The following is an 11,699-nucleotide window of genomic DNA, read 5'->3' as shown; positions in this document are numbered from 1 at the left end:
CATTGTCCGCCGGTCATCATAACTTGAATCCCGTGAGCTCTGTTGTCAGTGAATCAGCTGCGCCTCTAAGATCCTTGATGACATCATTCAGATTCTTTGCCGCATTCTGTGCATCAAGAGCCGTATTTCCAACTTCCGAAGACGAAGCAGCCGCTTCTTCCGAAACTGCCGAGATACCGTCAATAGCAGAAAGTGTATTGACTTTCGCCTTTTCCATATCGGCCACCTGAAGTCCGATCTCTTTAAGATGATCCGCAATCGTCTTGAAGTTTTCATTTATTACATTGAATTCCGAAAGCGTTGCTTCTACCGCTTCTTCCTGCTGTTTTACGATTTCTTCCGCATGCTTGGCTGCGGTCGCCGTCTGCTCGGTCTTTGCCGTAACCGTTGTGATGATATTTCCAATCTCACCCGCAGAAACAGCACTCTGCTCGGCAAGCATTCTGATTTCCTCCGCAACTACGGAGAAACCTTTTCCCGCAGCTCCCGCTCTTGCAGCCTCAATTGATGCGTTAAGAGAAAGGAGATTTGTTCTTCTTGCAATCTCATCGATCGTAGCAATGATATTTCCGATAGATGATGTTTCTTTTGCGAGAGCTTCAATATCCTCTATAACGCCATTGGTAACTTCGCTGGTCTCATTCGCCTTTGTCTTAAGGTTTTCTACCGCTTCGATACCGTTCTTAACAGATTCGTCCGCATCTGATGCCATGTCTCCGATCGCTTGTACATTCTTTCTTACGACTTCGATCTTATCTGTCAGTACGTCGGCTTCATCAAGACATCCTTGCGCATCATGTGCCTGCTGATCAAGACCAAGCCTAATCTCATCGACAGATGACGTAATATTTTCGGACGCGATAACAAGCGACTCTGATGCTCCTCCGATATCATCCGAGGACTTCTTAAGAGAATCGGCGGTCGCTGATATCTTAAGAAGAAGTCGCTTGGTATTTTCTATCATTTTGCTTGCTGAACCTGAAAGTGCACCAAACTCATCACGGCGCTTTGAAGTAATTGAAACTGTAAGATCACCCTGTGCTGCCTGTTCGAATCCATCCGATATTCCCTTAACCGTGCTTCCGATGCTATTAGAAACGATAATTCCGACTATCGAAGAAACAACAGTTGCAAGAATCACTGCGATAACAGATGCAACTCTTATGTTATTTACGCTTCCGCTTATCACAGTCTCTGGAATACGGCCGCAAATAACCGCTCCGGACTCTCCTACTTTTGCATAGACATATAGATATACTTTTTTGTCCGTGGCATCTTTCATCCACTCAACTCCCGATGACTCGGAAGATGCTTTAATATCTTCAAAGAATGTTGTATTGGCAAAGATTGTTTCGTTTGCGTTACTCTTGCCGTTCATGTTGGTCTCAACGCCGTCGGAAGTTATAAAAGCAAATGTGCTTCCTTCGCCGAGGTTGATCCTTTCAAGCGCAACAAGAGATGTATCAAGTCTTATATCTGTGGAAATATAACCGAGTTTTTCACCGAGTGAATCATAAAACGGCTCTACATAGACCGCACAATAAGGAGTGCCCTCAATGGCATTGGCGCCCTGATAGGAATCGATGAATACTCTCGTTCCCATCCATGCACCTGCATTGGGACTTGCAGATAATAAAGAAGAATCACCTGTCTTATCAAATTCAGCTGCTGCCGATGATCCGCCATAATTAAACATCAGATAGTTTCCGTTTGCCACGGAAAACGATGTCTGTTTATAGGCCAAGATAGACATATCTCCGACTATATTGTCCGACTGTGCAAGGTTCCTTGCACTTCGGTATATCTCGGAAAGAGCATTCCTCGACTCCTCGGTATCCGTATATGCCCCGCCGTAATAGTTTTTGATCTCAGAAAGACCGGAAAGCTGCTCTGTCTTACCCTCAACAACCGAAAAGGTAAGCTCATAGTAATTTGCCATCTGCTGCAGCGCAGTCACGGCATTACTTTCATAAGTCTCCTGTGTTCCACTTGATGCTATAGAGTAAGCGGTATACCCGACAATAATTATAAAGATGACAGGTATCAGAAAGAATGCAGTCAGCTTAACCCTAAGGCTGTTCAGCTTTTTCATTGAGCGGCTCTCCTTTCATGTACAAAAGGTGGTGATCCCCCGTCCCCAAATCAGAGATTTGCAAATCTCTTAGTGCTGTTGCTTAGCTGATCTGTAACTTTGTTGTTCTCTCCCATTGCTTCGCTGATACCCTGAATCTGTCCGACAATCTCGGAAGAGTTGGCTGCCGAAAGGTTAATTGCCTGAGTACTCTCTTTTACAGACTCAGTAATGGATTCAACCGAGTCAGCCATCTTATCCATGATAATGTTAAGGTTATCGGCTTTTCTGTTGAATTTATCAAGGATATCATCCATGACTACCGCTGTATTCTCATACTTATCGCTGGTCTCAACGAATGTATCGTAATCATTAAGTACATCATTATTGATGAACTCGATAACATCCATAGCATTTGTTGAAAGAGTATTAACCGCTTCGGTAACTTCATTACTGATAGTCTGGATATTTCCGGCCGTCTGCCTACTGTTGTCGGCAAGTGCACTGATTTCTTCTGCAACAACCGCGAAGCCTTTACCGGCTTCACCTGCTCTTGCGGCCTCAATCGAAGCATTGAGAGCAAGAAGGTTTGTCTGCGATGCAATATCAAGGATAACCTTGGTAAGCTCATTGATCTGTGCAACCTTCTCACTGTCTTTAACTGATTTTTCAAGAACCGCGCTGAGTTCTTCAACCTTCACGCCGGTATTCTCTTTCTTCTTAAGAGCTTCGTTCTTGATCTCGTCAGCTTCTTTCTTGATATTCTCGGCGGTCTCCGCTCCGTTAGCAGCTTCCTGTCTGATTTCGGAAGTTGCCTCCTTAACTTCATCGAGCCTTCCTGAAATCTGGTCCGCAGTCGTCGATACGGTATCCATACTTGCGGACAGCTCTTCAAGAGCAGCCGATGTATTTGTGATATTATCGCTTGCTTTTTCAATCTTATCCGTCATTGAATCGGCAGATGTATTAAGAACAGTGGAACCATCCTTAACTTCTTTTATTATTCCCTGCAAAGTCTCAATAAAGTTGTTAATACCGCCCACAATAAAACTAAGCTCCGTAGTTGTCTTAGTTCCAATACGAGCCGTAAGGTCACCTTCATTATTGTTAATTCCTTTGATGATTCCCTGAAGTTCGGAAACGATACTTGCGATCTTCTTACTAATTCTAACCTCATTGAGAACAAGGCTCACAGCAATAATGATAACGAAGACAACTACGAGGACTATAGTCTTTGTAAGTGACTTGCCATACATCATATCAAGATATGCTTTAAGCTCATCTCCGAGGACGGCGATTGAAGCTTCCGCAGCATCATAAGCAGCATATACAGCGGCCTGCGCATCTATATACTGATTGATATATATATCCATCGCTTTTGCGGCATCCGCAGCACGAAGTTGAACAACCATGTCATCTGTAATAGCCAGAAACGCATTGGTAGTCTTATTTATCTCATCCATCTGGGCTGGTCCGTCCGCTGCCTGTGTGACAAGAATACTTCCCTGCAAGAACGCAAGAAGATCAGGCATCTCTTTTTCTACCGCATCAATATTGGTGAAATATACTTCATAGTTTGCGGGATCGTTGGTTCCCATTGATACGGCACCGAGCAAAGCAGAAAGATTACCGTCAATGGTTATAAGGTTTTCTCTGAGTCTTGCTTCCTTACTCAGAAGTTGTATCTCATCGTTACTTGCCCCAACAGAAATATTGATAATATTCTTCATATTGCTGTCCATGATCCCTATAGCGATTATGAACATTACAAGCATAACAACATTTACTGCCAAGTTCTGAAAACCGATTTTCTTAAAAAGATTAATCCCTTCTGTTCTGTTCTCTGCGTTATTATTCACTTACATGCACTCCTTTCCTCCAAAAAGAAAATACACATCGCCATATAAGCAATTATAACGCAATTAAAGCATATTAGCGCACTATATCTCGATAATTAAGAAATTGTTTATACTCTTATTATAATTGCCAAACAATTCCTCTATTCATGCGTTCTTAATAGTCTTCGCGTTCGCTAAAGAAATCCTGTCCGTACTGTGACTCGGCAACCGTATCTGATGCAGGCATTGAAGAGCTTGCAGTTCTGTTGTTCTTTAATGCCGCTCTCTTTTCAGCCTTCTTTTTGGCTTCTATCTGTCTGGTTGTTCTCTCACCCAGCTGCTGACGAATCTTCATAAGTTGCTCAAGTGCAGATAATTTCTTCTTTGTTTCAGAAATCTCATTTGCAAGTTCGTCCATACTCATCGTCAAAAAGTTTTGTGCATCCATTTTTTAGTCTCCTTCCAGTTATAAAAGTGTTATGTTTCATTAGTACAAAAAAGCGGTATCTATCAACAGTTTTTTTGATAAATACCACCTTGTATTGCTATTTCAAATTGCACGTTTGTCCACGCACATGTGATAACATATATGCGAACATGTTAATTATATCATCACATTTCGTTATAGTCTATACCCTATTTGTCCCATGACATTTCGGAGCTGAACCGCGCCCACAAAAGCTCACAGATCTGTATAAGATAGGTAAGTGTCATCTGGTATCGAACATCGGGCCCCGGACTTTCATTCCAGGAATCATCATCTTTATCATTCTTGCGTACTATCTTTTCCAGCTGTTCCAATTCGCCTACAAGTTGCTTACGTTCCGCTATAAGTTCATCGATTGAATCGGATTCATGCATGGACTTATAACCTTCAGCCGAGATCATCATAATTCAAACCTCCTACTTTATAACACACAAAAATCTTCAAAAAAAAATCTACTAATATCTTATCATATTTTTTTACGTTTTTTTCTAATCTAAATATTTATTTTTTGTTAATTTATATTTACAAATTGTTAATTATACAATAAAATATTTATAGTGATTATATGGATGTGGAGGACACACTGAAATGAACCAAAGAATTTATGATCCTATTACAGGACAACCAATTACAAATACTCAGCAATCATATGATGCTGCTCAGACTATAGAATTAGACAAATTTCAGTCAGAAAACCGCGCAGGACAGGATTTCAATCAGTTTTATCAGCAGGGTTATCAGCAGAATCCTTGGGGACAGGAAAATTTCTCATTTCAGCAGCCTTTTGGCAATCAAAACGGGCAACCTTTTGGTCAGGGATATCAGCAGCCTGCCATGAATCCATACGGACAATCATATCAGCAGCCTATGAACAATCAGTTCGGCCAGCCTATGTCAGGCGGATACGGTCAGCCCATGCAGGCCATGAACAGCATGTACGAACAGCCTTATCAGATGAATATGGGACAGAATCCATATCAGGGATACGTTCAGCCCAAAAAGAATAAGTTAACTCCCCAGTCAGTTGCACTGGGTTCATCTATAGCCGCAGTGATCGTTTTGACAGCGCTGTTTTTCAGCACTACTACATCTCGTGCCAACCCGTACGATCAGAACATTATTACAAAGCAGAGTCCGACTACCACAAGTAGCCAGAGCACACCGGGACAGACAATCACAAAGTCAACTCCCGCATCAGTTAACGAGTCTGCAATGTTCTCGAGTTTCAGCGTAGACGGCAAGCAGTATGCTCTTCCGATGAACATCGACGAACTTCTTGCCAACGGTTGGACATATGATGACAAGGAAGATGCGAACAAGACATTGTACGCCGGAGACTGTGAGACCGTAAAACTTAACTATTCGGGAAAAGGTAAGGATTCTCAATATTTTGGCGTGATCAATCATTCAATAGATGCTCAGCCGCTTTCAAAGTGCCTTGTCTATGACTGTGATTTTTCGGATTCATTTGTAAAGCAGACAGGCGCAGAAGTAAAATTCTACAATGATAAATTTACTTTACAGAAGACTACAGTTGACGAAGTAAAGAACGAACTCGGAGAGCCCAGCAGTACCAATACAAGCGGCAATTCGGTTACGCTTACATACAGAGGAAAAGGCAAGGAAGACGAATTTAACCTTTCCGCCACATACAGCTTTGAGAACAATGTACTGACATTTATCAGTATCCGTAACAAGACAATGCCTGCAGATTTCGTGCAGCCTGCCGTAAGTTCCAAAACACCTGATTATCTTGGTCTTTACAAAGCTCCTTTGACACTTGGAGATGACCTTTTATCCGGTAACTTCACTCTTGACGGAACAACCTACAATTTACCCGTTCCGTATAAGACACTTGCCGAGCAGGGTTGGACAAGCACAGGCGAATCAGAATCTGTTCCTTCAATGAACGGCGTGATTCTGACACTTAAAAAAGGCGATTTCAACATTACTGCAAAAGTGGTTAATCCCCTTCCGAACGCTGTGACACTTGATAATACAATAGTTGTGTTTATCTCAGCATTTAACAGCACACTTAATCCTCTCGACCTCACAATGGCGGGAGACATTAAGCTCGGAATGTCCAAGGCCGAACTTGAAAGTGCACTTAATGCAAAGGGAATCAAGAACTTCACATACAACGAGAAATTCAACACTTACAAGATTCCTTTCGATCAGGCTGATAAGTCGGAATTTCCCAAGGAAACCATCGAGATCTATTTAAGCGATGACAAAAATATCATCAGCAGTATCGACATCGAGCGCTACGACTGGCTCTCAGAAAAGTAAGAATTAAGTATCATAGGAAGCTATGATATAAAAGATAAATCCCCGTAAGCGTCATCATGCTTACGGGAATTTTTAATGTCTATTCTTTATTGAATTCTCCCGACATCGGAAGGCATCTTAGGTTGATGCATAATATACATGCACCTGCTGTCGCTACTTACTTTTACTGACTTGCGGGCAATTTCTCTTAATATTTTTGCAATAAACGTTTTCTCTCTTTTCATCTTGAATACCCTCCTTAATCCTTAAAAGTGTTATATTCCCGCAATAATTATACTTTATATTACGCAAATTATTCACTTCATGTAGAAAAAGCGGATATTCATGTAATTATTACAGATTATCACCTTCTTCTTTTCCGTACATTATTACATCAACGCCGAACTGATTTCCTTTGTCATCTATGATAACTTCTCCATCATATCCTGAAACCGCCTGTTTTATCGATGCAAGACCTATTCCGTGATGCTCCGCGTCATGTTTTGTCGAAAAGAATCTTCCGTATCTGTCTCGTCTGTTTTCATAGATACAGCTGTTCTTTATACTGATCTTGAGCATGTTCTTTTCAAAGTTCATATCAAGACGGATAAATCTGCCCTTCGGCTGAACCTTCATACATGCATCAAACGCGTTTTCCAAAAGGTTACCTAATATAATTACGAGATGTTCACTCTTAAACGGAAGAACCGACGGCACAAAAGTTGATGCCTCAAATGCGATTCCTTCTTTTTTGGCTATGGAATACTTGTAATTTACAAGCGAATCAATGACTATATTGCCGCTCTTTGATATCTCTTCGCCTGACCTGCCTAATCCGTCGGCAAGAAGCTGCTGTATATAATTTACCGCTTCATCTTTTTCCCCCGACTCGACCATTCCCAGGAGACTGGCCAGATGACTCTTCATGTCGTGCCTCGTCCTCTTTATCTCCATGTAGAGTTGTTCCTGCTCTGCCGCCTGTCTGCTGCACAGTTCAAGCTGCTGGCCGTAAAGCTTATTAAGTGACTTAAGCTCGGCATCCCTGCTCATCCACGTATATACCTCGAAAATTATGTAATTCATCATTAGGAGAAAAGCACTTGAAATAACCGCAAAGTCGTTGTATTCATTGTGATGCGTCGCTATCAGAAAAATGCGGTTTGTAAGAAAGATGCTGATAAGCGGTATAGAAAGAATCATTAAAAAATATTTGAGCGGAATTTCACCGTATTTCGGCCCCTTCCATGTCTTATCCAAAGCTACTACAAGAAGAAGCATTATCAGAAGTGAAACAAAGCACACAGCGTCCCTGTTTTCTACGAAATCAATGCCGTACATCTCAACTACGATCACGGCTCCGACTTCCACAAGCATCCAGACTGCACATACGATAAATGAGAAAAAGCAGGCAATCTTTACCGACGCCTTTCTGTCCAGCATCGCAAGTGTAAAGATAAAGAGAATATTCGTAGATATCAGAACGAGCGGTCTTACTATATCCGTCAGATTTGACGCCGAGGAAAAAGTAAAATACATTGCCCACACAACATATCTGACTATGTTGTTGCTGCGTTCAGGCAAGAAAACGTCCATACATTTCCGAACGATCATGATAAAAAGAAAAGCCAAGAAAACTCCAGTAATAATCGACATGTACTCACCCATTTATAAGCCCCTTCTTTCCTTATAAAACCACCTGTTATAAATCATAACATAAAAACAACGGGCTTTTTCCAATTTGTAATATTTACGGCCTTTCATGTAAGAATCGCGGTTTTTGCATATTTCAGAAAAAAAATGTATACTTTCTTAGACAATATTGAATAATGATTACCAATCCTGCACTTTTGTTACTTACTTTGAATTTTTACCCGATTTTTGGAGGTAGGATATGATTAAGATTGCAATTTGTGATGACGATGTAAAGCTTTCCGGCAAAATTGAAACGCTTTTAAACGGTGAGTGCCTTGCAAGAGGAATACGCCCCGAGATTGATGTTTTCTACGACGGTTCCCCACTTGCACGTAGCATCATTAAAGGCGACCGCTACAGCATAATCTTTCTCGACATCGAGATGAAAGAACTGGACGGAATAACCACAGCCCGCATGATCCGTACGATAGACAAGGACTCGCTCATAATCTACGTTTCAAACTACGAAAGCTATCTCAAGGAACTTTTTGAAGTCGAGCCTTTCAGATTTCTATCAAAACCGATAGACGAGAAAATATTCAAAAAGTACTTCTCTCAGGCTCTCACCAGAATCGACAAAGCCGAGGGCTATTTTCAGTACACCTATAACAGGAAGGTGAAAAAAACTTCAATAGGCAATATCGTTTACTTCGAAAGCAAGAATCGCGTGATAACGATTCATCTAAACGACGGTACAAGCGATATCTTCTACGGCAAATTAAACGATATCCAAAAAGAACTCGAAAGTTCAAGTCAGTATTTCTTTAGGATCCACCAGTCTTATCTTGTTAATTACAAATATGTATGCCGCATGAATTACAGCAGCATGACGATAAATTACGGCAATAACGAATTCTGTCTGAAGATCAGCGAAAACAGGCAAAAAGAAGTAAGACGAAAGATAGTCGAGATGATAGGCGACGGCAACTACACCGAATAAACCTGATTGGTTAATGGGATTTCTTTATGGACTACATATCAAAGAGACTCACAGATTATATATTAAATAAAGGCGTTATCGAAGAAAAAGATTATGATATATACAATTACGGCTTTGTGTGCTTCCTTGAAGTTGCACTGAGCACCCTGACAAGTATAATCATAGCTCTTTTTCTTGGTATGCTGCGCCCGTGTCTCTTCTTTTTTCTGATCTTCATCCCGATGCGTTCGTTTGGAGGGGGGCTTCATCTAAGTAGCTACTTCGCGTGCTACATAGCTTCCTGCCTTATCCTTACCGTAACACTCCTTGCGGTAAAATATGTTACTCTCCCGCTCTTTATATCTTTTTCGATCTACCATTTCTTTTCAGCCCTGATTCTCCTTACAGGTCCTGTAGATCACCCAAACAGGACTGTCGACGACTTTGAAAACGATATATTCAAAAAAAAGACGAATATAACGATCTTTGTTTCAACCGTTATATCCATCCTTCTTCTTTTTTATAAAAACAACTCCTATCTGATGCTCGAAGCCATTGTCTTCGTTTTTCTCGGCATTACTGCAATAGCCGGGAAACTTGCACACAGATAAGCACTCATTCTCATTATCAATATGTCATTATTCTGCGCACAACGTCCATATAATCACCACAATACTTCTCATAGACGTTTGCCATAGCATCTCTGAATTTCTTTCTCTCTTCGGGAGTAAGCTCGATAACCTGTGTTCCGTTGGAAACAGCGATCTTTCTTGAGCTTTCTTCTCTATCCTTCCAAAGCTGCCTCTCATACGCCGATGATTCAAGCGCACAATCGTGTATTATATTCCTGTCCTCTTCACTGAGCTTGTTCCAGATAACTTTGGAACACACCTGCAGCTCCGGAACTCTTATGTGTTCGTCGATCGTATAATACCCCGCAACCTTGTAGTGCTTCATACTCTCATACGACGGCCAGTTATTCTCTGCTCCGTCAACCAATCCCTGTTCAAACGCCGAATATACTTCAGAATATACAACCTCTACAGGCTTAGCACCGAGAGCCTCAACCATATCCGCCATCATCGAAGATTCCTGAACTCTTATCTTCATTCCGTTTATATCTTCAATGCAGGTGATTGGCTTTGTTTTACTGTAGAAATTTCTGGCGCCCGCATCATACCATGAAAGTCCGACAAGATCGTATTCATCTGCCTTTAAAAGAAACCTGTCTCCGATATCTCCTTCAAGCACTCTCCACATATGATCCGAATCATTATATAGAAAAGGCATAAGAAGAACGTTCATCGAAGGTATTCTCTCTGCCAGCTGTGAAAGTGATACTCTGGCAAAAGCAATTCCGCCGTATTTCATCTGGTTTATCGCTTCTGATTCGCTTCCCAGCTCCGCGTCATATTTTACAATTATCTTTATCCTTCCGTTTGTCCTCTCATATACAAGATCCGCAAATTTCTGTCCTCCGAGTGTAGTCGGATAATCTGCGGCCTGATTCTCTGCATACAATAGAACATATTCCGGAGAATTAGCTTTATCTTTTCTGTTATTAAAAAAGAATAAGACAGCGACCATAATCAAAATTATGCATGCTATCATCGCCACAATGGGCCATCTTTTTTTCATCAGTCAATGACTCCGTTTCTGTATTCACTGGGTGTCTGCCCCGTCATACGCTTAAAAACTCTCGCAAAATAATTGGCATCTCTGTAACCTGCTTCAGAACTGATATCTTTGATATTGATAGCAGGATTTGCCAAAAATTCTTTTGCCTTGCTGATTCTAAGTTCATTTAAATATACTATAAAGCTTTTACCGAAATTCTGCTTGAAAAGTTTGCAGAAATATACATCTGAGTACCCTAAAACTCCGGCAACGTCTTGTAGTGAAATATCTTCTTTATAGTGCTCGTCTATATATTTTTTTGCTTCACGCACTATCTCTCCCGACTTTGAGAAATCCTTTTCATCAAGATTAAAGCCTGAAGAAGGAGTGCTCTTTTTTATAGTATCTACGTTCTTTACCTCTGTTCCATATTTGTCCGCGATTGAAAATGCTTCTTCCAATACATTTATAAGTTCATTGTCCGCACCCGGTTTAAGTAAATAATCGAGCGCTCTTACTTCGATAGCTTTTTTGGCATAGCTGAATTCATCAAAAGCCGTGAGAAAGATAATACTGCATTTCTCATCAAAGGTTCTGATTTCTTCTGCGGCGTCAAGTCCATTCTTTCCGGGCATGGAAATATCAAGAAGCGCGATCTGACAATGCTTCTCTTTTACCAGCTCGACAGCCTCAACTCCGTTAGCCGCCAAAAATATCTCTATCTGATCTTTAAAAAATCCGTTTAATTTTTTTGATATAACCTGTCTCTCAATAGGCTCATCATCTGCAATCAGTACTCTATACATT

Annotated in this window: 11 protein-coding genes; 3 read left to right on the top strand and 8 right to left on the bottom strand. The window is 41.1% G+C overall.

What is annotated here, in order from left to right:
* Positions 1–16 precede the first annotated feature (16 nt).
* The 4 genes from G628_RS0101345 to G628_RS0101330 form a co-directional block, all read right to left on the bottom strand.
* Positions 17–2,092, bottom strand: coding sequence for a methyl-accepting chemotaxis protein (locus tag G628_RS0101345; RefSeq protein ID WP_027208273.1), 2,076 nt, complete (start codon positions 2,090–2,092; stop codon positions 17–19).
* A 50-nt stretch (positions 2,093–2,142) separates the two neighbouring features.
* Entirely contained in the window at positions 2,143–3,930 is a 1,788-nt protein-coding gene (locus G628_RS0101340) for a methyl-accepting chemotaxis protein (protein WP_027208272.1), read from the bottom strand.
* A 154-nt stretch (positions 3,931–4,084) separates the two neighbouring features.
* Positions 4,085–4,357, bottom strand: coding sequence for a hypothetical protein (locus G628_RS0101335; protein ID WP_026655107.1), 273 nt, complete (start codon positions 4,355–4,357; stop codon positions 4,085–4,087).
* Between the two features lie 188 nt (positions 4,358–4,545).
* Positions 4,546–4,800 (bottom strand): hypothetical protein, encoded by a 255-nt coding sequence (locus G628_RS0101330; protein ID WP_026655108.1) that lies wholly within the window; start codon positions 4,798–4,800, stop codon positions 4,546–4,548.
* Positions 4,801–4,984: 184 nt separating this feature from the next.
* Between G628_RS0101330 and G628_RS0101325 the strand changes: the two genes are divergently transcribed.
* Positions 4,985–6,685, top strand: coding sequence for a hypothetical protein (locus tag G628_RS0101325; RefSeq protein WP_027208271.1), 1,701 nt, complete (start codon positions 4,985–4,987; stop codon positions 6,683–6,685).
* A gap of 86 nt (positions 6,686–6,771) precedes the next feature.
* On the opposite strand, the gene G628_RS0101320 is transcribed toward G628_RS0101325, so the two are convergent.
* Together G628_RS0101320 and G628_RS0101315 are read right to left on the bottom strand one after the other, a co-directional pair.
* Positions 6,772–6,909, bottom strand: coding sequence for a cyclic lactone autoinducer peptide (locus G628_RS0101320; RefSeq protein WP_026655111.1), 138 nt, complete (start codon positions 6,907–6,909; stop codon positions 6,772–6,774).
* A 109-nt stretch (positions 6,910–7,018) separates the two neighbouring features.
* Entirely contained in the window at positions 7,019–8,329 is a 1,311-nt protein-coding gene (locus G628_RS0101315) for a sensor histidine kinase (protein WP_027208270.1), read from the bottom strand.
* A gap of 226 nt (positions 8,330–8,555) precedes the next feature.
* Between G628_RS0101315 and G628_RS0101310 the strand changes: the two genes are divergently transcribed.
* Positions 8,556–9,296, top strand: coding sequence for a LytR/AlgR family response regulator transcription factor (locus G628_RS0101310; protein WP_026655113.1), 741 nt, complete (start codon positions 8,556–8,558; stop codon positions 9,294–9,296).
* A gap of 26 nt (positions 9,297–9,322) precedes the next feature.
* Positions 9,323–9,886 carry an accessory gene regulator B family protein gene (locus G628_RS0101305; protein WP_026655114.1) on the top strand — a complete coding sequence of 188 codons (564 nt, stop codon included), beginning with the start codon at positions 9,323–9,325 and terminating at the stop codon, positions 9,884–9,886.
* 16 nt (positions 9,887–9,902) lie between these two features.
* On the opposite strand, the gene G628_RS0101300 is transcribed toward G628_RS0101305, so the two are convergent.
* Positions 9,903–10,913 (bottom strand): TRAP transporter substrate-binding protein, encoded by a 1,011-nt coding sequence (locus G628_RS0101300; protein WP_026655115.1) that lies wholly within the window; start codon positions 10,911–10,913, stop codon positions 9,903–9,905.
* On the bottom strand, positions 10,913–11,698 hold the full coding sequence (locus G628_RS0101295) for a response regulator transcription factor (protein WP_026655116.1): 786 nt from the start codon (positions 11,696–11,698) through the stop codon (positions 10,913–10,915). The genes G628_RS0101300 and G628_RS0101295 overlap by 1 nt, the downstream gene beginning before the upstream one ends.
* Between the last annotated feature and the right edge of the window lies 1 nt (position 11,699).

Source organism: Butyrivibrio hungatei NK4A153, from assembly GCF_000424465.1.
GTDB lineage: Bacteria > Bacillota > Clostridia > Lachnospirales > Lachnospiraceae > Butyrivibrio > Butyrivibrio hungatei_A.
The sequence above is the reverse complement of the archived record's forward strand: the minus strand, read 5'-3'. Positions and strand labels throughout refer to the sequence as shown.